Source organism: Arachnia propionica (genome assembly GCF_003859805.1).
Lineage (GTDB): Bacteria > Actinomycetota > Actinomycetes > Propionibacteriales > Propionibacteriaceae > Arachnia > Arachnia propionica_C.
Map to the genome: position 1 here is coordinate 68,781 of NZ_RQZG01000001.1, position 23,933 is coordinate 92,713.

General features: G+C 68.2%; 15 protein-coding genes. 6 read left to right on the forward strand and 9 right to left on the reverse strand.

The features are described 5' to 3' along the window. Positions 1-48: 48 nt before the first annotated feature. Together EII34_RS00350 and EII34_RS00355 are read left to right on the forward strand one after the other, a co-directional pair. Entirely contained in the window at positions 49-3,063 is a 3,015-nt protein-coding gene (locus EII34_RS00350; RefSeq protein ID WP_124841636.1) for an ATP-dependent helicase, read from the forward strand. After that, positions 3,060-6,170, forward strand: a complete 3,111-nt coding sequence (locus EII34_RS00355) for an ATP-dependent DNA helicase (RefSeq protein ID WP_185711094.1) — start codon at positions 3,060-3,062, stop codon at positions 6,168-6,170. The genes EII34_RS00350 and EII34_RS00355 overlap by 4 nt, the downstream gene beginning before the upstream one ends. On the opposite strand, the gene EII34_RS00360 is transcribed toward EII34_RS00355, so the two are convergent. Beyond that, complete coding sequence (locus EII34_RS00360; protein WP_124841640.1) at positions 6,160-6,366, reverse strand: DUF7455 domain-containing protein; 207 nt, start codon at positions 6,364-6,366, stop codon at positions 6,160-6,162. The genes EII34_RS00355 and EII34_RS00360 overlap by 11 nt on opposite strands. Positions 6,367-6,471: 105 nt before the next feature. Between EII34_RS00360 and EII34_RS00365 the strand changes: the two genes are divergently transcribed. Next, on the forward strand, positions 6,472-8,547 hold the full coding sequence (locus tag EII34_RS00365; protein WP_260424991.1) for a DNA gyrase/topoisomerase IV subunit B: 2,076 nt from the start codon (positions 6,472-6,474) through the stop codon (positions 8,545-8,547). A 58-nt stretch (positions 8,548-8,605) separates the two neighbouring features. Then, positions 8,606-9,235, forward strand: a complete 630-nt coding sequence (gene coaE, locus EII34_RS00370) for a dephospho-CoA kinase (RefSeq protein ID WP_124841644.1) — start codon at positions 8,606-8,608, stop codon at positions 9,233-9,235. Here coaE and EII34_RS00375 read toward each other — a convergent pair. The 4 genes from EII34_RS00375 to EII34_RS00390 all read right to left on the reverse strand — a co-directional run bounded on the left by EII34_RS00375 (position 9,180) and on the right by EII34_RS00390 (position 13,483). Further along, positions 9,180-9,731 (reverse strand): TIGR00645 family protein, encoded by a 552-nt coding sequence (locus EII34_RS00375; RefSeq protein WP_124841646.1) that lies wholly within the window; start codon positions 9,729-9,731, stop codon positions 9,180-9,182. The two genes, coaE and EII34_RS00375, sit on opposite strands and share 56 nt — an antisense overlap. 62 nt (positions 9,732-9,793) lie before the next feature. Continuing rightward, entirely contained in the window at positions 9,794-11,836 is a 2,043-nt protein-coding gene (gene uvrB, locus EII34_RS00380) for an excinuclease ABC subunit UvrB (protein WP_124841648.1), read from the reverse strand. Positions 11,837-11,992: 156 nt separating this feature from the next. After that, a complete protein-coding gene (locus EII34_RS00385) occupies positions 11,993-12,709 on the reverse strand; it encodes an LppU/SCO3897 family protein (protein ID WP_124841649.1) in 717 nt (238 codons plus the stop codon). 87 nt (positions 12,710-12,796) lie between these two features. After that, complete coding sequence (locus EII34_RS00390; RefSeq protein ID WP_124841651.1) at positions 12,797-13,483, reverse strand: maleylpyruvate isomerase family mycothiol-dependent enzyme; 687 nt, start codon at positions 13,481-13,483, stop codon at positions 12,797-12,799. A 114-nt stretch (positions 13,484-13,597) separates the two neighbouring features. On the opposite strand from EII34_RS00390, the gene uvrA reads away from it, so the two are divergent. Then, entirely contained in the window at positions 13,598-16,456 is a 2,859-nt protein-coding gene (uvrA, locus tag EII34_RS00395) for an excinuclease ABC subunit UvrA (protein ID WP_260424992.1), read from the forward strand. Here uvrA and EII34_RS00400 read toward each other — a convergent pair. From EII34_RS00400 to EII34_RS00415, 4 genes are read right to left on the reverse strand one after another with little or no spacing between them, the layout of a single operon-like run. Beyond that, complete coding sequence (locus tag EII34_RS00400) at positions 16,443-18,257, reverse strand: WD40 repeat domain-containing protein (RefSeq protein WP_124841653.1); 1,815 nt, start codon at positions 18,255-18,257, stop codon at positions 16,443-16,445. The two genes, uvrA and EII34_RS00400, sit on opposite strands and share 14 nt — an antisense overlap. Next, positions 18,254-18,778 carry an O-acetyl-ADP-ribose deacetylase gene (locus tag EII34_RS00405; RefSeq protein ID WP_124841659.1) on the reverse strand — a complete coding sequence of 175 codons (525 nt, stop codon included), beginning with the start codon at positions 18,776-18,778 and terminating at the stop codon, positions 18,254-18,256. The genes EII34_RS00400 and EII34_RS00405 overlap by 4 nt, the downstream gene beginning before the upstream one ends. A gap of 11 nt (positions 18,779-18,789) precedes the next feature. Further along, the gene (locus EII34_RS00410; RefSeq protein WP_124841661.1) at positions 18,790-21,555 is read right to left on the reverse strand and encodes an FAD-binding and (Fe-S)-binding domain-containing protein; all 2,766 of its coding nucleotides are present in this window, start codon (positions 21,553-21,555) and stop codon (positions 18,790-18,792) included. Then, positions 21,552-22,016 (reverse strand): MarR family winged helix-turn-helix transcriptional regulator, encoded by a 465-nt coding sequence (locus EII34_RS00415; protein WP_124841663.1) that lies wholly within the window; start codon positions 22,014-22,016, stop codon positions 21,552-21,554. Before EII34_RS00415 ends, EII34_RS00410 begins: the two co-directional genes overlap by 4 nt. 87 nt (positions 22,017-22,103) lie before the next feature. On the opposite strand from EII34_RS00415, the gene EII34_RS00420 reads away from it, so the two are divergent. After that, on the forward strand, positions 22,104-23,933 hold the full coding sequence (locus tag EII34_RS00420; protein WP_124841665.1) for an AMP-dependent synthetase/ligase: 1,830 nt from the start codon (positions 22,104-22,106) through the stop codon (positions 23,931-23,933).

The following is a 23,933-nucleotide window of genomic DNA, read 5'->3' on the forward strand; positions in this document are numbered from 1 at the left end:
AGACAAACTCTTGCACATTTTGTGGGTGATGCATGCTTCGATGGGGGCATGACCTCGGTGAACAAGTGGCGTCTGCGGGCCTCGGAGCCCGCCGGGGTCATCCAACTGGATGACGCCCAACGAACCGCCGTGAATGTCCATCAAGGCCTTCGAGTGGTGCTCGGCGGGCCCGGGACGGGCAAGTCCACGGTTCTCACCCAGGCCGTGGTCGAGCGGATCCGGGCCGGGAGTTCACTGGACCGACTGGTGGTGCTCGCCTCCTCCCGGACCGCTGCCCAGAGCCTGAGGCGTGAGATCGTGAGGCAGCGCGGTGGGGCCGAGGTCGGGGCGAGGGTGACCACCATCCATGGTTTCGCTCTCGCCCTGATGCGTGAACTCGGCGATCCGGAGCAGGACTTCCGGTTGCTGAGGGCCCCGGATCAGGAACAGCGGCTGCGTGACCTGCTCGACGGGCTGCCACCCGAGTTCTGGCCGCAGGAGGTACGTGAGGCCGCCGGGACCCGCACCTTCGCCAGACAGCTGCGCGAGGTGCTGGCCAGGGCCAGACAGCTCGGGCTGGATCCCGACCGGGTGGAGGAGATCGCGGGTGATGAGGACCTGTACCGGGCCGTGGGACGGTTCTTCGAGCTGCACCTGACGGTGGGGGACTTCCACGGTGCGCTCGACTATGCCGAGCTGGTGCACCGAACCCGGATCCTGCTCACCGAGGAGGGGGTGGCCAGGTCCTGTCAGGCACGCTTCGACGGGATCTTCGTCGATGACGCCCAGGAGCTTGACGAGGTGAGTTTCCGGCTGGTGGCGGACCTGGCCCGACTGGGCCTGCCGGTGCTCGCCACCGCGGACCCCCAGCAGCGACTCGGGGCGTACCGTGGTGCCTCGGGCGGTGCGGTCGGACACCTGCTGGGGCTTCCTGAGAGCACACGTGTCGAATTGCGGACGGGATACCGCAACAGTCCCGCAGTCACGGCGGCCCTCGCCCGGTTGCGGTCCGCACTCGATGCCAGCGAGGCCCCACCCGTGCCCGAGCCGGTCCGTACGGAGCCGGGGACGGTGACGGTCACCTGGTTCGACGACCCGGCGGCGGAGCGGGCCCATCTGGCGGCACGGTTGAGGCAGGCGGTGCAGGAGGGGTACCAGTGGCGTGACCTCGCGGTGGTGACGCGCCGTGGCGGGGCGGAGATCGAGCTCCTGGCCCAGGAACTCAGCGCACGCGGCATCCCCGTGGACGTCGACGGGGAGGACCGGGCGCTCGGTGCGCAGAAGGCGGTACGGGCACTGTTGGCAGCCCTGGCCCATGCCGCTGCGCCGCACGAGATGGAGACGGATCTGCCGATGCTCCTCACCGGCCCTCTCGGCGGGCTCGACGCCGTGCAGCTGCGTCGTCTGGGACGTCGTCTGCTGAGTCCGGGGAGCGATTCGACGGCAGCACTGCTGGGAGCGGCTGCGAACCCGTCCCGCCTCGACGAACTGGGGGATGAGGACGCCGCGACCGCGGCCCGTCTGGTCCGTCTGCTCTCCCTGGTGGGAGCCGAACTGGCGGAGGGCTGTGACGTGGGACGCGCCCTGTGGCTGCTGTGGGCGGGCACCCCGTGGCCGGAGCGCCTCAGGCAGGCCGCGTTGAACGGGAACCGCAGCGCGGAGGAGGACCTCGACGCCCTGGTGGACCTGTTCGACCTGGCAACCCGCCGGATGGAGCTCCGCGGGATCTCCGGGGCCCTCACCTTCATCCAGGAGATCGAACGCGAGGAGATCGCCGGTGACACGACCAGGGAGCTCGCGGCCCTGCCGAGGGGAGTCCGGCTGCTGACCGCACACCGCGCCCGCAGCGGGGTGTGGCGTCAGGTCCACGTCGTCTCCGTCACGGAGGGGAGCTGGCCCAGGAGCCGCTGGCAACCGGGACTGCTTGATCCTGATCGGCTCGCCCCTGACCATCTCGATGCCGCCTCCACGGCTGGGCTCGTCGCAGCGGAACGGCGCAGCTTCTACGTCGCCTGCTCCCGCGCGAGCGAGGCACTGCACGTCTCGGCACCGATGCCCGGTGAGGAACACCCCGACCCGCCGTCGAGGTTCTGCCGTGAACTGGGGGTGACACCGCAGGAGATCCACGGTCCACCGGTCGGCTTGCTCACCCCGCAGGCACTGGTGGCCGACCTGCGCCGGGTGCTCGAGGACCCGACGAGCAGTCCGGGACTTCGCCGTGCCGCGGCGCTGAGGTTGGCACGGTTCCCGCACCGGGATGCCGCCGTGACGAACTGGTGGGGGGCGAGGCACCCCTCATCCGGGGACTGGACCATGGCGGATCCCGTGGTCATCACCGGTTCCTCCCTCCAAGGGCTGGTCCGCTGCCCCCGGAACTGGTTCCTCTCCCGCAGGGGCGGGGGTGACCAGGGACGGGGCACGCAGGCCACCGTCGGTGACGTGGTCCACATGATCGCACAGCGGGCGGCACGCGACGACCTGGACCTGGAGCAGATGGTCACCCTTCTCGACGAGGTGTGGCCGAGACTGCGGTTCCCGCGGCTGTGGCGCAGCAGATCGGAACGGGAACAGGTGGTGGGGATCCTCACCCGGTTCCACCGGTGGCATCGGGACAACCCGGGACGGCTGCTGGGGGTGGAGGTGCCCTTCGAGGCTGCCCGGGAGGTCTCGGGTACCCCGGTACTGCTGCGTGGCACCGTGGACCGGCTGGAACTGCACGGCGACCGACTGGTCGTGGTGGACCTCAAGACCACCCGCACGATGCCGACGAGGACGGAGCTGGCCGAACACTCCCAGCTGGGGGTCTACCAGCTGGCGGCCCGCCTCGGTGCCTTCGCCCACCTCGCCCCACCCGGGACCCGGGTGGGGGAGCCGTCGCTGCTCCAACTGCGACACGGGCTCCACATCCCTCAGCAGCAGTACCAGACGGTGCTGCCCGAGGGACGGTCCTGGCTGGACGAGCAACTGGAGCAGGCGGTGGCCACCCTCAGGTCGGGGCACTTCGACGCACGTGAATCCGTCTTCTGCCGGTGGTGCCCGTTCCGGGACTCATGCCCTGCCGTTCAACCAGGAGGTCTGCTGTGACTGCGTTCACCCAGCCCGAGGACGTGTGTCGTGCCACCGGCATCCCGTTCAGCCAGGAACAGCTCGAGGTCATCTGTTCCCCCTTGGAACCCCAGGTGATCGTCGCCGGAGCCGGCACCGGCAAGACGACGGTGATGGCGGCCCGGGTGGTGTGGCTGGTCGGCTCCGGGCAGGTGCGTCCCGAGCAGGTGCTGGGTCTGACCTTCACCCGGAAGGCCGCCGCTGAACTGGGGGCGCGTGTCGCGCAGGCACTCACCCGAGGTGGGCTCGCCCAGGCAGAGGTCAGGGAGGAACAGGAACTGGTCCTGACCTACGATGCCTTCGCCGGACGCATCGTCCAGGAGCACGGCATCAGGCTGGGCAGGGAACAGGGCCATCGGATGCTCACCGGGGCGTCCCGGTTCCGACTGGCGCAGCGTGTGATCGAGGAGTTCGACCGGCCCCTGCCGATCATCGAGAGACGCCATGCGACGGTGCTGCCGGAACGGCTGCTCGACCTGGATGCCGCCATGGGGGCGCACCTGGTCTCCCCGGAACGGGTCCGGGAGTTCACCCGGCAGAGCATGGTGCAGTTCGAGGCGGCCCCCACCCACCGGGGCAACCGGTACAAGGTGATCGAGGAGTGCCTGGCAGCGGCGGAGGAACGGCTCCAGCTGCTGGAGCTGGTGGAGGCCTACCGCGGCCTCAAGGCGAGCATCGGGGTGGTGGAGTTCGCCGACCAGTTGGCGAGCGCGGTCGAGGTGGCCCGGTACTTCGCGCCCGTCAGGGCGGCGCTCAGGGAACGGTTCAAGGTGGTGCTCCTCGACGAGTACCAGGACACCTCGTCGGCCCAGGCGGAGCTGCTGCGCACCCTGTTCAGCGGGCCTGACCCGGAACGTGGGCGTGGTTTCCCCGTCACCGCGGTGGGGGACCCGAACCAGGCGATCTACGGGTGGCGGGGCGCGGCGGCCTCGAACATCCTCGACTTCCCGCTGGCCTTTCCGCGGTCGGACGGCACTCCGGCGACCCGATGGTCGCTCACCATCAATCGACGCAGTGGCACCAACATCCTGGCGGTCGGCAACGCGCTGGCGGAGCCGCTGCGACAGACGGTGGGAGGAGGCGTCTCCCTCGTCGCTCCCGACGGGGTCGGCCCGGGAACGATCGTCGCGCACGGTTTCGACACCGAGGATGAGGAGTTGGACCACCTGGCCCAGGACGTGCTGGGTCGGCATGCGACCGGGGTCGCCTGGCGGGACATGGCCGTGTTGACCAGGCGAAACGAACTCCTGGGCAGGGTGTGGCAACGGCTGAGGGATCGTGACATCCCCGTCGAGATCGTCGGTCTCGGCGGTCTGCTCCACCTGCCGGAGATCGCTCCCGTGGTCGCCACATTGAAGATCCTGGCGGATCCCCTGGCCAACGCCGAGGTGGCGGGGCTGCTGACCGGGGAACGCTGGCAGGTGGGTCTCGACGACCTCGGACGGCTCGCCGAGCGAGCCAGGGAGCTGGTCGGTGCCAAGGAGGAACTCCTCGGGACGATGGACGTGCTGGAGGAGGTCGTGGTCCGCTCGGACCCGGTGCTGACGCCGTCGCTGTTGGATGCGGCCCTGGACCCGGGGGAGCGATTGAGCCCGGAGGGCACGGCCCGGGTCCGGCAGTTCGCAGCCGAGATCAGCCGGTTGCTGGCACATCGGCTGGATCCGGTCCCGGAACTGGTGACCCGCGTGATCGCGATGCTGGGTCTGGAGACGGAGATGCTCATCGAGGGTGACACCAGCCAACTCGCCCGGTTCGTGGCGGCCTGCGCCAGCAGCCCGGACCTCGACCAGACAGGCAACCTGGCAGGGCTGTTGGCGTGGCTCGATGCCGAGGACCTCCACGGGGACGGCCTGGAGCGGGCGTTGCCGAGCGAGGCGGACTCGGTGAAGCTGCTCTCGGTCCATCGTGCGAAGGGACTGGAGTGGGAGACGGTGTACCTGCCAGCGTTGAGCCAAGGCGTCTTTCCCAGCCAGGATCGCAGCGGGAACTGGACCACCAACGCGGCCATGCTGCCTTCCCCGTTGCGTGGTGACGCCCTGGGCATCCCTCAGCTCCTGGAGTACTCGAAGCAGGGGATCGACACCTACAAGGACGAGCTCAAACAGGAGTCCCTCCTCGCCGAGGATCGGCTGGCCTATGTCGCAGCGACCCGTGCCCGCAGCCACCTGCAGGTCAGTTGTCACCACTGGGCACCGGGACGCAGGAAAGCCTCCGGCGGCAGTCGCTATCACGCGGTTGCCGAGGCCTTGGCCGACACCGTCACCAGGAGCGAGGTGAGTGACACCAATCCCGTCCCGGTGGCCCTGAGGCAGGCCGCATGGCCAGGCCGGGGGGACCCGGTGCGCAGGGAGGCAAGGCAGCGGGCAGCACGTCTCGTCGAGGAGGCCCGCCACGTCGAGGGTGACGAGGAATGGGTGTGGCGCTCAGGGATCGCCTCGAGGACGGAGCTGGAACGGATCGCCACGTGGGACGCCGAGGCGGCCTTCCTCGCGGAGCAGGCGGCGCGCAGGGAGATCCGGGAGGTGTTGCTGCCTGATGGGCTGTCGGCCTCCGCGATGATGGAGCTCGCTGCTGACCCCGAGGCCTTCGCGGAGCGGCTGGCTCGTCGGATGCCACGGGAACCCAGGGCCGAGGCACTGCTCGGGCAGCGGTTCCACGACTGGGTGGTCTCCCGGTACCGGGAGAGCCCGGGATTCGACGAACTCGTGGCCTCACCTGCCCCGGATCCGGCCCTGCTGCGGCTGCAGGAGGCGTTCGAACGCAGTCGTTTCGCCCACCTGCAGCCACTCGGTGTGGAGGTGCCGTTCCTGCTGGACCACGACGGGCTGATCCTCAGGGGGAGGATCGATGCGGTGTTCCCCGCCGTCGATGACAGCCATGACGTGCTCATCGTGGACTGGAAGATCGGGAACGCTGATGCCGATCCATTGCAACTGGCCATCTACCGGCAGGCGTGGGCCGAGGCGTCAGGGGTCCCGTCGGCGCGGGTCGCCACCGCCTTCCATCACGTGATGGGCAATCGGACAGAGTTCGTCGCGGCCCCACCGAGCCTGATCGCAGCCGCAGCCGATGTGCTCAGGACCTGAGACGGGAGGTCTCGTCGTGGATGGCGGAAGCCACCTGGCTGAGCTTGTCGCGGTGCTGGTTGGCGTGGTGGGCGCAGAACATCAGTTCGCCGCCGGTGAGCAGGGTGACGCGGAGGTATGCCTGGGCCCCGCAGCGGTCGCAGCGGTCCTGGGCGGTCAGGGTGTGCTGGGCCGGGTTGGTGCTGATGCTGGTCATGCTCGCCCTTCCTGTGGTGTCGTCTCGCGCAGTGATCTCTTACGTTGATATCAAACGTAGCGCGCCTGTTGAATGTTCCCGTGCCTTCAGGAGTAGCCTGTGTCGGTGCCTCAGAAGTCCAGTTCCCACAACCCCCGCGACTACGGGGCGAAGAATCTGCTCGTCCTCGAGGGGCTGGAGGCAGTACGCAAGCGTCCTGCCATGTACATCGGTTCCACGGACACCCGGGGACTCATGCACTGTCTGTGGGAGATCATCGACAACGCGGTGGACGAGGCGTTGTCCGGCCACGGGGACCACATCGAGGTGACCCTGAACGCCGATGGATCGGTCCTCGTCGCCGACCATGGTCGGGGCATCCCCGTCGACAAGGAACCCCGCACGGGCCTCAGCGGGGTCGAGGTGGTCTACACACGTCTCCACGCCGGGGGCAAGTTCGGCAACTCCTCGTACAACGCCACGGGGGGGCTCCACGGGGTGGGGGCATCGGTGGTCAATGCGCTCAGTTCCCGCGTGGACGTCGAGGTGGACCGTGAGGGTGCCACCTGGGCGATGAGTTTCAGGCGCGGTGTGCCGGGAGTCTTCGACGGTGAGGGGCCGGAGGCGCCGTTCACCCCGACCTCCGGGCTGCGCAAGGGAAAACGGATCCCGAAGGACCGCACGGGCACCCGGGTGCGCTACTGGGCGGACAAGCAGATCTTCCTGGCCGACGCCGGGCTCTCACTGACCCAGCTCCACGACCGGGCGCGGCAGACCTCCTTCCTGGTGCCGGGGCTGAGGATCGAGGTCACCGACGACCGCTTCGGTGAGGCCAGCCGCGAGGTGTTCCACCACGACGGGGGCATCACCGAGTTCGCGGACTTCCTGGCCAAGGACGCGCCGCTGACCGAGGTGCTGCGGCTTCAAGGGCGCGACGCCTTCGTCGAGACCGTTCCCATGCTGGACGAGGCCGGGGCGATGACCGCCACGGACGTGGAACGCACACTGGACGTGGACATCGCCGTTCGGTGGGGCACCGGTTACGACACCACGGTGCGCTCCTTCGTCAACATCATCGCCACCCCGAAGGGAGGCACCCACGTCTCGGGTTTCGAGCGTGGCCTCACCCGGGCCTTCGTGAAGTCGCTGGAGGGCACCCGGCTGCTCAAGAACGGTGACGAGATCATCAAGGACGACTGCCTGGAGGGACTGACCGCGGTGATCACCGTGCGGTTGGCCGAGCCCCAGTTCGAGGGGCAGACCAAGGAGGTGCTGGGCACCCCGCCGGTGCAGCGCCTGGTGGCGCGGATCGTCGAGCAGGAGCTGATCGACTTCCTCACCTCCTCGAAGGCGGCGACCAAGCAGGTGGCCCGCACGTTGATGGAGAAGGTGGTCGGTGCGTCACGGACCCGGGTGGCGGCCAGGGCGCACCGGGAGAACCAGCGCCGCAAGAACGCCCTGGAGTCCTCCTCGTTGCCACCGAAGCTGAAGGACTGCCGCAGCAGCGACGGTGAGGCCACGGAACTGTTCATCGTCGAGGGCGACTCGGCCCTCGGTACGGCGAACTCCGCCAGGAACTCGGAGTTCCAGGCACTGCTGCCGATCCGGGGCAAGATCCTCAACGTCCAGAAGGCCTCGGTCGGTGACATGTTGAAGAACGCGGAGTGCGCCTCCATCATCCAGGTGGTGGGGGCGGGCTCGGGCCGTACCTTCGACGTGGACGCCGCGCGCTACGGCAAGATCATCTTCATGGCCGACGCCGACTCGGACGGCGCGCACATCCGCTGCCTGCTGGCCACCTTGTTCTTCAAGTACATGCGGCCCCTGGTGGAGGCGGGAAGGGTGTTCTCGGCGGTACCGCCACTGCACCGGTTCGAGCTCATCAACCCGAAGCGGGGGATGGAGAAGTACATCTACACCTACACCGACGGCGAGTACCGACGCAAGATGGCGGAGCTCACCAAGAAGGGGGTGCGGTTCAAGGAACCGCAGCGCTACAAGGGCCTCGGTGAGATGGATGCTGGCCAGCTGGCGGAGACCACGATGGATCCGAGGCGCCGTACCCTGCGTCGTCTCACCGTCGACGACGCGGCCCGGGCGGAGGCGATCTTCGAGATGTTGATGGGCAACGAGGTGGCCCCGCGCAAGGAGTTCATCGTCCAGGGGGCCTACGCGCTCGAGGCCGACCGCATCGACACCTGAGACACGGTGGCTCCGGCGACCCGCATCATCTCCTCGACGTGTTGGTTACCCTGAGAGGGTGCGAATCGGGTTGACAGGCGGCATCGCCTCAGGGAAGTCGACGGTGGCCAGGGAACTGGAGCGCTTGGGGGCCCACGTCATCGACGCCGACGTGTTGGCCCGGGAGGTGGTGGAGCCGGGGACCCGGGGCCTCGAGGAGGTCGTCGAGAGGTTCGGGACCGGGGTGCTGGGGCCAGACGGGTCACTGGATCGGGCAGCACTTGGGGACATCGTGTTCTCCGACGCGGCGGCCAGGAGCGACCTGAACGCGATCATCCACCCCCGGGTCCGGGAACGTGCCCGGGAGTTGGAGGCGGCTGCACGGCCGGGCGCGCTCATCGTCCACGTCATCCCGTTGCTGGTGGAGACCGGTCAGGTGGACAGCTTCGACGCCGTCGTGGTGGTGGACACCACGGTGGAGGAACAGATCACCCGCCTGATGCGACGAGGCGGTCACGACCGCGACGACGCAGCGCGACGGGTGGCCGCCCAGGCCAGCCGGGAGGAACGGCTGCGGGCGGCCACCCATGTCATCGACAGCTCGGGTCCGGTGGCGCAGACCATGGTGCAGGTCCGGGCCCTCTGGGAGGAACTCAGTGGACGCGGGACCTGTGATCGATCCAGGCCAGCCCCATCGCCGAGAGGATGAAGGCCATGTGGATGAACGTCTGCGTGAGCAGCAACCAGGTGGCCTGGGAACCCATCTGGTCGTAGTAGGTCTTCGCCTCGACGAAGGTCTTGAGCAGGTGGACCGAGGAGATGCCGATGATCGCCATCGCCAGTTTCACCTTCAACACGTTGCTGTTGACGTGGCTCAGCCACTCGGGCTGGTCGGGGTGGTCGTGGAGGTTGACCCTGGAGACGAAGGTCTCGTAACCGCCGACGATCACCATGATGAGCAGGTTCGCGACCATCACCACGTCGACGAGTCCCAGCACCGCGAGCATCATGTCGGCCTCGGTCAGCGAGTTGACGTGGGAGGCGGTGTGCCACAGCTCCTTCATGAAGGTGTAGACGTACAGCAGCTGCGCTCCGACGAGCCCCACGTAGAGTGGGGCCTGCAACCAGCGGGAGGCGAACAGCAGGGCGGCCAGGGTGCTGGAGAACTGGCGTGGGGCGGACTCAGGGGTCTCGGTGTCGCTCATCGGTTCCTCTCAGGGGACGGTGGGGCCAAGGCAGCATACCCGCACCTGAGAAGGAGTGGGAACTACCTGGTGGCCTCGATGAGCTGTCGCAGCTCCTTCTTCAACTCGGCGATCTCGTCGCGGTGCCGGGCGGCCAGCTCGAACTGGAGATCGGCCGCGGCCTGGTGCATCTGGGCGGTGAGGTCGTCGATGAGTCTCGTCAGTTCCTGCTCCGGGAGGTCCGCCGTCGCACGCCTCGACCCCCGGCCCGCCAGCAGCTGGGCGGTGTCCGCATCCTCCCGGCCGAGCATGTCGGTGATGTCGGCGATCCTCTTGCGCAATGGCTGTGGATCGATGCCGTGGGCACGGTTCCAGGCCAGCTGTTTCGCCCGACGGCGGTTGGTCTCCTCGATGGCGGCCGACATCGACGAGGTGACCCGGTCAGCGTACATGTGGACCTGGCCCGAGACGTTGCGGGCGGCGCGGCCGATGGTCTGGATGAGGGAACGTTCCGAACGCAGGAAACCCTCCTTGTCCGCGTCGAGGATCGCGACGAGGGAGACCTCGGGCAGGTCGAGTCCTTCCCGGAGCAGGTTGATGCCGACCAGGACGTCGTAGTCGCCGAGCCGCAGTTCCCGCAGCAGTTCGACCCGCCGGATGGTGTCGATGTCGGAGTGCAGGTACCGGGTGCGGATCCCCGCCGCCATGAGGTAGTCGGTGAGATCCTCGGCCATCTTCTTGGTCAGGGTGGTCACCAGCACCCGCTCGTCGCGTTCCGCCCGGGCACGGATCTCGGCGACGAGGTCGTCGATCTGCCCCGTGGTGGGTTTGAGGATGATCTCGGGATCCACCAGACCGGTGGGACGGATGATCTGCTCCACGGGCCCGGAGCTGCGTTCCAGTTCGTAGGGGCCGGGGGTGGCCGACAGGTAGACGGTCTGCCCGATCCGCTGCGTGAACTCGTCGAACTTCAGCGGCCGGTTGTCCAGCGCCGAGGGCAGGCGGAAACCGTGTTCGACGAGGGTGCGTTTCCGGGAGGCGTCGCCCTCGTACATGCCGCCGATCTGCGGGATCGTGACGTGGGACTCGTCGACCACCAGCAGGAAGTCCTCGGGGAAGTAGTCCAGCAGGCAGGCGGGGGCGGACCCTGCGGCGCGGCCGTCGATGTGGCGGGAGTAGTTCTCGATCCCGGAGCAGGTGCCGATCTGGCGCATCATCTCGATGTCGTAGCTGGTGCGCATCCGCAACCGTTGGGCCTCCAGGAGCTTGTGCTGCGCCTCCAGGTCCTGCAGCCGGGTGGCGAGTTCCGCCTCGATGCCCTCGATGGCCCGCTCCATCCGCTCGGACCCGGCGGAGTAGTGGGTGGCCGGGAAGACGTAGATCTCCGACTCGTCACGGATCACCTCACCCGTGAGCGGTACCAGGGTGGTGATGCGTTCGATCTCGTCACCGAAGAACTCGACGCGGACCGCGTTCTCCTCGTACATCGGATAGATCTCCAGGGTGTCGCCGCGCACCCGGAAGGTGCCGCGATCGGTCGAGAGGTCGTTGCGGTTGTACTGGATGTCCACGAGGTGACGCAGCAGGGTGGAGCGGTCGTGCTCGTCCCCGACCCGCAGCGTGATCCGTTGTTCCAGGTACTCGGCCGGGGTACCGAGGCCGTAGATCGCGGAGACGGTGGCCACGACGATGCAGTCGCGGCGGGTCAGCAGCGAACTGGTGGCGGAGTGCCGGAGCCGCTCCACCTCCTCGTTGAGGGAGGAGTCCTTCTCGATGTAGGTGTCCGTCTGCGGCACGTAGGCCTCGGGCTGGTAGTAGTCGTAGTAGGAGACGAAGTACTCCACCGCGTTGTCGGGGAAGAACTGCCGAAGTTCGTTGGCGAACTGGGCCGCCAGGGTCTTGTTGGGCTGCATCACCAGCACGGGGCGCTGCAGCCGCTCCGCCAGCCAGGCCACCGTCGCGGTCTTGCCGGTTCCCGTGGCACCCAGCAGCACGACGTCCTGTTCCCCGGCGCGGATGCGACGTTCCAGCTCATCGATGGCGGCGGGCTGGTCCCCGGAGGGCGCGAAGTCCGCCTGGACGCTCAGCGGAGCGACCTGGCGGCGCAGTTCGTCAAGAGGTCTCATCAGGCCCACAAGCTTACAATTCGCCGGGTGGCGGTGGTCGGCAACAGACGGTCATCCGACGATTCGCGACCACGTCACGCCTGAACGGGAGCCAGACCCTGGTTGAGACACGAATGGCCGGGACCGGCAAACCGGTCCCGGCCATCGAAGGAGTCGTCAGGCGACCGGCTCGACGCAGTAGGTCCGCTTGGCGGTGGGCAACGACCACGGCTCGCTGGGGGCCTCGCAGGTGGCGTTGGCCTCCTCGATCACCTTGCTGATCTTCGCGTTACCAGCAGTGCACTCGACTTCCTTGTAGGGAGTCAAGGCATCATCGACCTCCTGGTAGCACTTGCCCTCGTGGAGGTTGGGGGCAAGGCAGGCCACCTTGTCGGTACGGCTCGCACCGCGACGCGACTTCGACGTGACGGTGTACGGAACGGTGTCTTCAGTGGGGCAGCCTGCCTCGTTCGCGGCGATCGAGGCGACCTTCCAGGAGAAGGGCTCCTTGTCGCACTCGATCTTCTTCTCGCTGGCATCATCAGCGGTGCCGCTCAGTACGATGCAGTTGCCCTCCTTGAGGGCCTGATCGGTCTGGATCTTCTGCCAGAGGCCCCAGCCACCGGCACCGACGGCGACGACGGCGACCACGATGCTGATGATGCCGCGCAGGCCGAGCCCACCGGACTTCTTGGCCTCGGCGGCCTGCTGCTCCAGGTACTCCTGGTGGGCCTCCTCCTGCGCCTCCTGGGCGGCCTGCTGCTGCCACGCGGCGTGCTGCTGCCATGCAGCCGCCTGCTGCTGCTGTGCCCAGGCCGCGGCCTGCTGCGGATCGGTCGGGATCTTGTTCGGATCGAAGGGCTGCCCGTTCGGGACGTTCGGGGGCTGAGTCATTGGGTATCCTTCACCACTCACTTCTGGGAACGGGGAAGATCGTACTCACAACCCCACTGGTTTTGTCCAGATGACAATTCTGTTTCGTCAGCTCTCCTGGACCCGGTCGGTGAGGGCGCCTCGGGTCGCCCACAGGAACAGGTCCCCGGTGGGGCCGCTCAGCCGAGGTCTTCCGGGGCCACTGCCGATGGTGCGCACCACACCGTCGTTGCTCTCCAGCTTGACCGGGCCGATGGGTGGTTTGATGCAGGTCAGTTCGAAGTCCAGCAGGCGCCGCGCGATCTCCGGGGCCAGTTCCACCCCGCCGTCGGCGGGTTCCAGATCGAAGTGGTGCAGCACCACCTCACGCAGCCGCACCAGGGGAAGCTCGTGGACGGCGATGTGGAGGCCCTCACGCAGGTGGAAGGCCCCGGTCAGATCCGCCAACCCCGTCAGGGCGGCCAGGACCTCACCGGAGGTGGTGTCGAGGGCGATCTGCATGTCCAGACCGTCCGACATCGACAGGATCTCGTCCTCGTCCCCCAGCCTCGGGTCCAGCAGATCCGGGGTCTCGCCGGTCTGCAACTGTTCGGCGATACGGGTCAGGCGACGTGCGCCGGTGATGAGGTGCGCCGCGACGTGGGCCCGGGTCCAGCCGGTGAGCATCGACGGGGCGCTCCAGTCGTCGGCCGAGTAGGTGATGGTGCGGCCCAGCAGGAGATGGGTGTGGTCCCGGATGGCGTGCAGAACCGCCTCGAAGGGGGACTGAGCCGGGTCAGGAGTGCTGCTGGACATGGCCGCAAACCTATCAAAACCGTCAACCCGCGTGTCGTGCAGGAGCCAGCTGTCCCACCCCGGGACGGCCCTGTTCCGACGCCTTCTCCGTGACACGCCCTAGCATGGGTGCTCGTGAATGCTCGACCGTCCTCACGTGGCCTGCTCGTCCGGGGTGCCCGTGTCCACAACCTGAAGAACGTGTCCCTGGACCTGCCCAGGGATGCACTGATCGTCTTCACGGGGCTCAGTGGTTCGGGGAAGTCCTCCCTGGCCTTCGACACGATCTTCGCCGAGGGACAACGACGCTACGTCGAATCCCTGTCCGCCTACGCGAGGCAGTTCCTCGGGCAGATGGACAAGCCGGACTGCGACTTCATCGAGGGTCTGTCCCCGGCGGTGTCGATCGACCAGAAGTCCACCTCCCGCAACCCGCGCTCCACCGTCGGCACCATCACCGAGGTCTACGACTACCTGCGGTTGCTCTTCGCCCGGATCGGCGTCCCGCACTGCCCGGAGTGCGGGGCCCCCATCGGGAAGCAGAGCCCGCAACAGATCGTCGACCGGCTCATGGGGATGCCGGAGGGCACCCGGTTCCAGGTGCTGGCCCCCATCGTGCGGGGCCGCAAGGGGGAGTTCCAGGAGACCTTCCGTCAGCTCATCGCCGACGGGTACGCGAGGGTCCGTGTGGACGGCGCGCTCCACGCCCTGACCGAGGTTCCCGCCCTGGACAAGAAACGCAAGCACGACGTCGACGTCGTGGTGGACCGGGTGGTGGTCAAGGAGTCCGCGAAACAGCGGATCACCGAGTCCGTGGAGGCGGCGCTGCACCTGGCCCAGGGCGTGGTGGGGGTGGAGTTCGTGGACCTGCCCGCCGATGACCCGGAGCGGGAGAAGCGGTTCTCCGAGAAGCTGGGGTGCCCGAATGAGCACGATGTCGCCATCGACGAGCTGGAGCCCCGCCAGTTCTCCTTCAACGGTCCCTGGGGGGCCTGTCCGGAGTGCTCCGGGCTCGGCACCATGCTGGAACCTGATCCGGAGCTCATCATCCCGGATGAGTCACTGAGCCTGCTCGACGGTGCCATCGCGCCCTGGAACACCCCGCACCTCAAGGGACACTTCGAACACGTCCTGGAGGCGCTGGCCGCGGAGTACGGCATGGACATGCGGGCCCCGTGGCACGCTCTGTCCGCAGCCCACAAGAAGGTGCTGCTCCACGGGGTGCCGGGCGCGGTGGCGGTCTCCTTCCGCAACCGTTTCGGGCGGGTCCGCTCCTACTCCCAGAAGTACGAGGGCATCATCCCGTTCGTGCGTCGTCGTCACGGCGAGGCGGAGACCGATGCCGGACGTGAACGCTGGGGTGGGTACATGCGTGAGATCAACTGCCACGGCTGTGGTGGGGCCCGCCTCAGGAAGGAGACCCTCGGCGTCACCGTCGCAGGACGCAACATCGCCCAGGTGGCGGACCTGTCGATCGGTGAGGCCTTCGCCTGGCTGGACGGGTTGCAGCTCAGCGAACGTGAGGCCCGGATCGCGGAGCGGGTGGTCAAGGAGATCCGGGAACGGTTGCGTTTCCTGCTGGACGTGGGGCTGGACTACCTCACGCTGTCGCGTTCCGCAGGCTCACTCTCCGGTGGTGAGGCGCAGCGGATCCGACTCGCCACACAGATCGGGTCCGGACTCGTCGGGGTGCTCTACGTGCTGGACGAGCCGAGCATCGGACTGCACCAACGCGACAACCTGAGGCTGATCGAGACCCTGGAGCGGCTGCGGGACCTCGGCAACACCCTCATCGTCGTCGAGCACGACGAGGACACGGTGCGCGCCGCCGACTGGGTGGTGGACATCGGCCCGGGGGCGGGGGAACACGGCGGTGAGGTGGTGGTCTCCGGCCCGGTCGACGAACTGCTGGAGTCGGAACAGTCCCTGACCGGCAAGTACCTCTCGGGACGGCTCAGCATCGACGTGCCCGCCCTGAGGAGACCCGGCAACGGCAGGAAGGTCACCGTGGTGGGGGCCGCGGAGAACAATCTGAAGGGCGTGGACGTCTCGTTCCCCCTGGGGAAGCTCATCGCGGTCACGGGGGTCTCCGGCTCCGGCAAGTCGTCGTTGGTCAACTCCATCCTCTACACGGCCGCGGCGAAGCAGATCTACAACGCCAAGGCGGTTCCCGGTCGTCACCGCTCGCTCAAGGGATTGGATCACCTCGACAAGGTGATCCAGGTGGACCAGTCGCCCATCGGCCGGACCCCCCGCTCCAATCCGGCCACCTACACCGGGGTCTTCGACAAGATCCGCGGCCTGTTCGCGACCACGCCCGAGGCGAAGGTGCGGGGCTACCTGCCCGGCCGGTTCTCCTTCAACGTCAAGGGCGGGCGGTGTGAGAACTGTTCCGGTGACGGCACGATCAAGATCGAGATGAACTTCCTGCCCGACGTCTACGTGCCGTGCGAGGTGTGCCACGGGGCCAGGTACAACCGTGAGACCCTCGAGGTGCACTACAAGGGGAAGTCGATCTCCGAGGTGCTGGAGATGTCCATCTCGGAGGCGGTGACCTTCTTCGAGTCCATCCCCGCCATCGCCCGGCACCTGCGGACCCTGGAGGAGGTCGGTCTCGGCTACGTCCGGCTCGGTCAGCCCGCGACCACCCTCTCCGGGGGCGAGGCGCAACGGGTCAAGCTGGCCGCGGAGTTGCAGAAGCGGTCCACGGGTCGCACCCTCTACGTCCTCGACGAGCCCACCACCGGCCTTCACTTCGAGGACATCCGCAAGCTGCTCACGGTTCTGCACCGGCTCGTCGACGCGGGCAACACCGTCGTGGTGATCGAGCACAACCTCGACGTCATCAAGGCCGCCGACTGGATCATCGACATGGGGCCGGGCGGCGGCTCCCGGGGTGGTGAGGTCGTGGCCGTCGGCACCCCCGAGGAGGTCGCGGCGACGGAGGGCTCGGCGACGGGTGAGTTCCTCGCCCCACTGCTCACCCGTCAGTGACCAGGCGGTACGTCGCCCAACCGGTGCTGAACCCGACCGCGACCAGGTCCGGGCCCAGGGCCGCGAGACACAGGGTGGCGCCGATGTGCCGCTCGGCGAGGAGTTCTCCCTCCTGACGCCAGGCGCGCAACCATCCGTCCTCGTCCACGGTGACCAGGATCTCCCCCGAGGATCCCAGGGCGACGACGTCGAGCGGCATCGCCTCGCCCGGCATCGGGATGCGGGCCAGCTCCTCCCCGAGGTGGGGATCCCAGATGTGCAGGGCTGCGTCGTCACCGAGGCTGGCCAAGCGGCCCCCATCGAGCGGGAGCAGCCCATCGTGGAACGTTCCCTGCTCCTTCGCGCCGGGGAACAGCTCTCCCAGCAGCCCACCCGCGGCGTCCCACAGCAGGACCGCGTCCTCGCAACCCGCACTGGCGATCCGGACGGTGCCATCGGGATCGGTCCAGGTGGCGGTGGAGAGCACCCAGTCGGTGTGGCCCGCCCACGGTTCCCCGAGCTGCCCGCCGAGCGGATCCCACAGCCGCAGGGTGTGGTCATCGGCTGCTGAGACCAACCTGAGTTGGCCATCAACCGTCACCGGGGTGAGGGACGTGATCCAGTCCTCATGCCCCCGCAGTACGTTGAGCACCTGCCGGGTGCGGAGGTCCCACACGACGATGGTGCGGTCGTCTCCGGCACTGGCCAGCAGGTGCCGCCCATCCGGGCCGATCAGGGTGACCAGGGCCCGCACCGCGTCGGTGTGTGCGTCGAGGGCGTCACCCACCGGTTGCCCGGTCACCGGGTCCCAGACCTGGATGACGCCGGTCACGTCCCCCGTCAGCAGGAGAGCGCGACCGTCGAGACTGACCGGGGCGACGGCGAAGACCGGCTGGAAGGAGGGTTGGGTGACGGGCAGCCGGGTGGGATCCCACAGCCACAGCATTCCGTCCGCGTCGCCGACGACGAGGCGGCCATCGGGCATGGTGGCCATCGCGGAACAGTCGTGAGGTGTGCGCACCGGGCGGCAGCGGACCCGGCCGGTGCCGGGGTCGATGAGACGGAAGCCGTGCACATCCCCCGCGACGGCGAGCTCGTCACCCGACGCGGTCGGCAAGGCCGCCCACAGTGGGAACCCGTCAGGGGTGGACACCACGGTGACCCCGGTCTGGCCCAGGAACCGTACCGTGCCGTCGTAACAACTCACCGCCAGTCGCTCGCCCCGGATGTGGACCGAGGTCAGGAAACCGCCGCCCGGGTCGATGCTGTCCACCCGGGTGGCGGAGTCGAGGTCCCACAGCCGCAGCCGACCGTCCCCGCCGACGGTGGCCAGCCCGGAGCCGTCGAGCGCGAGGATCCCGCTGACGATGCCGTCGTGGCCGGGCAGCTCACCGGTCGGCGAGCCGTCGGCGATCCGCCACGACCGGATCCGACCATCCGTGCCACCGGAGACCAAGGTGTCGTCCGTGACGTGGAGCACGGTGACGCCACCCGGATGCGCAGCGCGAACCCGCCACCGCTCCTCCGAGAGATCGGGGTCGAGGAGCAGCAGGGTGCCGTCGGCGAGCCCCACCGCGATGCCCTCGCCGGGTGCCGCAACCGCGAGGACGGGAACGTCGAAGCGGCGCCAACTCAACTCCCAGGTGTTCGGATCCGAGGCGATGACCGCGCCGTCATCAGCGCCCGTGACGAGCCGCCAGGAACCATGTGGACGATGTTGGACCACGATGGCCCTGATCGTGGAGTCGTGCACCAGGTGGTGCCGGTTCGGTGGGGTCGGGTGCCTCAGGTCACACACCTGCCGCCACGTCGTCGGGGTCATGGGAGGTTCAGGCGCTTCTGGAAGGCGGCCAGTGGCCGCTCCGAGATGAGCACGAACCGGATCAGCTCCAAGCTGCCGGGATCGTTCTGGGCGGCCCGAGCGGCGGCCACCGCGGCCGCGGCCACGTCGTGGATGGACCAGCCGAAGGCCCCGGCCGAGACCGCGGGCAGGGCCAGGCTCGTGCAGCCCAGCTCCTTCGCCAACCGCAGTGAGTTGTCGAACGCGGCCCGCAGCAGGGCAGGGTCGTCCTGACCCGCTCCCCGGTTCGGACCCACCGTGTGGATCACCCACGAGGCGGGCAGATCGAAGGCAGGGGTGGCGACGGCCTCGCCCACCGGCAGGCCCTTCGGGTGGGTGGTGCGACGCAGCTCCCGGCAGGCGGCCAGCAGCTGCGGTCCGGCGGCCCGGTGGATCGCACCGTCGACCCCGCCGCCTCCCAGCAGGGTCCAGTTCGCGGCATTCACCACGGCATCCACGGCCTGCGTGGTGATGTCGCCGATCACGGCCTCGATCGTCGTCATCGCGACTCCTCTCACAGATGGGTGGCCAACAACTCGGCCAGACTCATCGACTCGCGGCCGACCAGCCCCTTGAGCTGGGTCTGGCAGCTGAAACCGTCGGCCAGCAGGATGGCCTCCGGATGTGCCGCCACCGCCGGCCCCAGGTCGTGTTCGAAGACCTTCACGCTCACGTCGTGGTGCCCGATCTCCACCCCGAAGTTCCCGGCCAGACCACAACAACCCCCCGCACGGATCACCTCGGCCCCGGAGCGTTTCAGCAACCGGTGGTCGGCCTGCCAGCCGATCACCGAGGTGTGGTGGCAGTGGGGTTGGGCCACGATGGTGTGACCGCTGAGGTCCGGTACCTGGAAGTCCGGGTCCTGCTCCAGGAACTCCGCCAGGGTGAGCACCTTCCCACCCAGGGCCGCGACATTGGGGTCATCGGGTAGCAGCTCCAGGGCGTCCGAACGCCACACGCTCGTGCAGCTCGGCTCCACCCCGACGATCGGCACCCCCTCGGCGACCACCGGGGCCAGCACCTTCGCGGCCCGGGCGAGCTGTCTCCTGGCACCGTCCAACTGCCCGGTCGAGATCCAGGTCAGTCCGCAGCACGCGGTCTGGTCGAGTGCCCGCGGCTCGTAGCCGAGCCGAGTCAGCAGCTGCACCATCGCTGCGAAGGAGGTGGACTCGAAACAGTCACTGAAGGAGTCCACCCAGATCAGCACCGGTCCCTTGACCCCACCCGGGGGCAGGGGAGTCCGACGACGTGCCGTCCGGGAGGCGAAACGCGGGATCTCGCGTCGCCCGTCCACCCCGGCCCCCCACTTGAGCAACGCGCTGAGGCCCGGGGTCCTCCCGACGAGGTTGATGAGCGGACCCAGGCCGGGGATCCGGGTGATGAGCCGTCCCCACCGTGGCAACCAGCCCAGGGAGTAGTGGTTGCGGGGGCGGAGCCTGCCCTTGAACCGTTCGTGGGTGACGCGGGCCTTGTAGGCCGCCATGTCGATGCCGGTGGGACAGTCCCTGGCGCAGCCCTTGCAGCTCAGGCACAGCTCCAGCGCCTCGGCCACCTCAGGGGAACGCCACCCATCCACGATCACCGATCCGTTGACCATCTCCTGCAGGACACGGGCCCGACCCCGGGTGGAGTCCTTCTCCTCCCTGGTGGCCTGGAAGGACGGACACATCACCCCGCCCGAGACCGTGGTGCTCGACAGGCACTTGCCCACCCCCGAGCACTGGTGGACCTGTGCCACGAAATGGGGGTCCGAGGTGTTGAGCGGGGACCGGGTGACCGCCACCATCCGAAGGTTCGCATCCGTCGGGGCAGGGTCGACGAGCACCCCCGGGTTGAGCAGGTTCTCCGGGTCGAACAGGTGCTTCACGGCACCGAACAGTTCCAGCGCGGCGGGGGAGTACATCTTCGGCAGCAGCTCGGAACGGGCCCGGCCATCACCGTGCTCCCCCGACATCGAGCCACCGTGGGAGGCCACCATCTCCGCCGCCTCCAGCATGAACGCCCGGTACCGGGCACGACCGTCGGCCGCCTCGAAGGGGAAGTCGATACGGGCATGGACACAGCCGTCCCCGAAGTGCCCGTAGGGCATCGAGTGGAGTCCGTGCTTGTCCAGCAGTGCCTCGAAGTCACGCAGGTAGGCACCGAGTCGTTCCGGCGGCACCGCGGCGTCCTCCCAGGAGCCGTAGGCCGGTTTGTCGAGGGACACCCCCGCCAGTCCCGCACCGTCGGCGCGGAGCTTCCACAGCTGTGCGGCGCGTTGCTGGTCCTCGACCACCCAGCCGGCCTGCGTGTCTGCCTCCGCCAACAACGCCTCGGCCCGGGCCCGGACCTCCGCGGGGTCCTCCCCGGCCAGCTCCACGAACATCCAACCCTCACCGGTGGGGAGTTCGCCGACGGCCTCGGCGCCCTGCTTGCGGATCACCACGTCGACGATCCGTCGGTCCAACCCCTCGCAGGCGGTGGGGGAGAACTTCAGCAGCCGCGAGATGTCATCCCCCGCGTCCGGCATCGAGGGGTAGCCGAGGGCCACCATGACCCGGTGCGAGGGATCGGGCGTGAGACGGACCGTGGCCCGGGTGATGACCCCGAGTGTCCCCTCGGTCCCGGCGAAGAACTTGGCGACGTCGAAGCCCTTCTCCGGCAACAGGTGCTCCAGCGAGTACCCGGAGACCTGGCGGGAGAACCGGCCGAACTCGGTGCGGATCGTGCCCAGGTTGGCCAGCACCAGGTCCCGCAGCTCGGGGAACTCGTCGCGCCCGAGCACCCTGAGCTCACCGTGACCATCGATGATCTCCAGCTCCACGACGTTGTCGGCCATCCGCCCGTACCCCAGCGCGCGGGGTCCGCAGGCGTTGTTGCCGATCATCCCCCCGACCGTGCAGCGCGACGAGGTGGAGGGATCCGGGCCGAGCCGCAGCCCGAACGACGCGGCGGCCTGCTGCAACTGCTCCTGCACCACCCCGGGATCGATGACCGCGGTGCGTGCCTCGGGATCGATGCCGTGGATGTGGGTGAGATGACGGCCGACGTCGATGACCAGGCCCTCACCGACCGCGTTCCCGGCGCAGGAGGTGCCGGCCCCACGCACGGTCACCGGGAGACGGCAGGACAGTGCGGCCCGCACCAGGGTGATCAATTCGTCGCGACTGCGGGGACGGGCGACGGCGCGGGGTGGTACGCGGTACAACGACGCGTCGGAGGAGTACAGCGCCCGGGTCAACGAGGAGTCATCGACGAGGTGGGCCAGATCACCCAGTTCAGCACGCAGTCCGCCGGTCACGACTCCTCATCGTAATCGGCCACGGCGAGGATGGCCTCGCTGGCCCGGCCGATGACCTCCAGATCCGCCGGGGAGACGACATCGACGAGGATGCGTCTGACGGCGGCGACGTGGCTGGGGGCCACCTCCTCCAGGAAGGTCATGCCCTCCTCGGTCAGCTCCGCGAACACCCCTCTGCCATCGGCGGAGCAGTTCTGACGGCGGGTGTGACCGCGTGCCTCCATCCGTTTGATGGTGTGGGTGAGGCGGGAACGTGACTGGCTGACGGCATCGGCCAGTTCACTCATCCGCAGCATCCTGCCCGGTGCCTCGGAGAGCCGGACGAGGATCTCGTACTCGGCAAGGTCCAACCCGACGCGGCGCAGGTCAGCATCCAGGTAGTTCTGCATCCGGTGCATCGCGGCCAGGAGATTCCGCCAGATCTGCTGCTGCTCGGCGTCCAGCCAGTTCACCTCGGTCATCACGTCATATTAACGTCACCGTGGGATCGGGTCCCATCTGATGCCCCGGTGCACTAGGCTCGCACCGCGACACGACGAGGAGAGGCCATGAGTCTGCAGGACGAGCTTTTGGGTTTTGCCAACTCCGTTGGCGACATGTTCCGCAACCGGGTGGCCGCCACCCCTGATGCGCTGGCCTTCATGGACCCCGACCGTGCCCCGGAGGGGCCGAACACCTGGCGGCGGATGACCTGGGCCGAGGCCAGGGTGGTGGTCGACGAGTTGGCGGCCGGGCTGCTGGCGCGTGGCCTCGGCCACGAGGAACGTGTCGGGATCATCAGCACCACCCGGGTGGAGTGGATCCTGCTCGATCTCGCGGTGGCCTGCGCCGCCGGGGCCACCACGACGGTGTACCCGAACACCGCCGAGGAGGACGTCGAGTTCATCCTCTCGGACTCGGGCAGCGTCGCGGTGGTCGTGGAGAACGCCACCCAGCTGGCCAAGGTGCGGGCCGCGGAGTCGTTGCGAGGGAGACTCCACACCATCATCGTGCTCGATGACGACGGGGTGGAGCTTGATGAGCAGGTGGTCTCCTACGGCCAGCTCCTGGAACTCGGACGCCGAAGGCTGGAGGAGGACCCGGAGGTGGTGGACCGTGCCATCGCGACCACCACCAAGGACACCCTGTCCACCCTCATCTACACCTCCGGCACCACGGGCCAACCGAAGGGGGTGCGCCTGCTCCACGCCTCCTGGATCTACGAGGGAGCAGGGACGAAGCACTGGGAGATCATCGACCACACCGACCTGCAGTACCTGTGGCTGCCGCTGTCCCACGTCTTCGGCAAGGCGCTCATCGCCTGCCAGATCGCCTACGGTTTCGCCTCCGCCGTTGATGGTCGCATCGACCGGATCGTCGCAGGACTCGGCGAGGTCCGGCCGACCTTCATGTGTGGGGCACCCCGCATCTTCGAGAAGGTGCGGGCCGCGGTGCTGACCGGCAGCACCGGGCTGAAGGGAAGGATCGCCCGGTGGGCGTTCGCCGTGGGCCGTGACTCCCGCAGTTACCGCCTGGAAGGGCGTCCCATGCCGAAGGGACTGGCCTGGAAGTACCGGATCGCCGACAAGCTGGTGTTCTCGAAGCTCAAGGAGAAACTGGGCGGCCGTATCAAGTTCCTGATCTCCGGATCGGCGAAGCTGTCCCATCAGGTCCAGGAGTGGTTCTACTCCGCGGGCCTGCTCATCATCGAGGGCTACGGCGCCACGGAGACCTCCGCCATCGCCTTCCTCAACCTCCCCTCGGAGCCGAGATTCGGCTCCGTCGGCAAGGTGATGCCGGGCATCGAGACGAGGCTGGCCGATGACGGTGAGGTGCTGATCCGTGGTCCCATCGTCACCCCCGGCTACCACAACCTGCCGGAGGTCACCGCCGAGGCCTTCAGTGACGGCTGGTTCCACACCGGTGACCTCGGGGTCTTCGACGACGAGGGCAACCTCACCATCACCGACCGCAAGAAGGACCTGTTCAAGACCTCCGGTGGCAAGTACGTCGCACCGCAGAAGGTGGAGAACGCCGTCACCACGAACATCCCCTACATCTCGCAGGCCGTCGCGGTCGGGGACGGCCGCAAGTACTGCTCCGCGCTGCTGGTGCTGGACCCGGTGCTGCTGCAGAAGTGGGCCGAGAAACACCAGCTGGGACACCTCAGCTATGCCGAGCTCAGCCAGCGTCCGGAGATCCGGGCCTCCATCGAGCGGCAACTGGAGAAGGCCAATGCCCGGCTGGAGCGGTGGGAGACCATCAAACGTTTCGTGATCCTGGACCACGAGCTCACCGTCGAGAACGACGGCGTGACCCCCAACATGAAGATCCGTCGCGCTCTGGTCACCAGACGTCACGAGGACCTCATCGAGTCCCTGTACGACGCCGAGGACTGA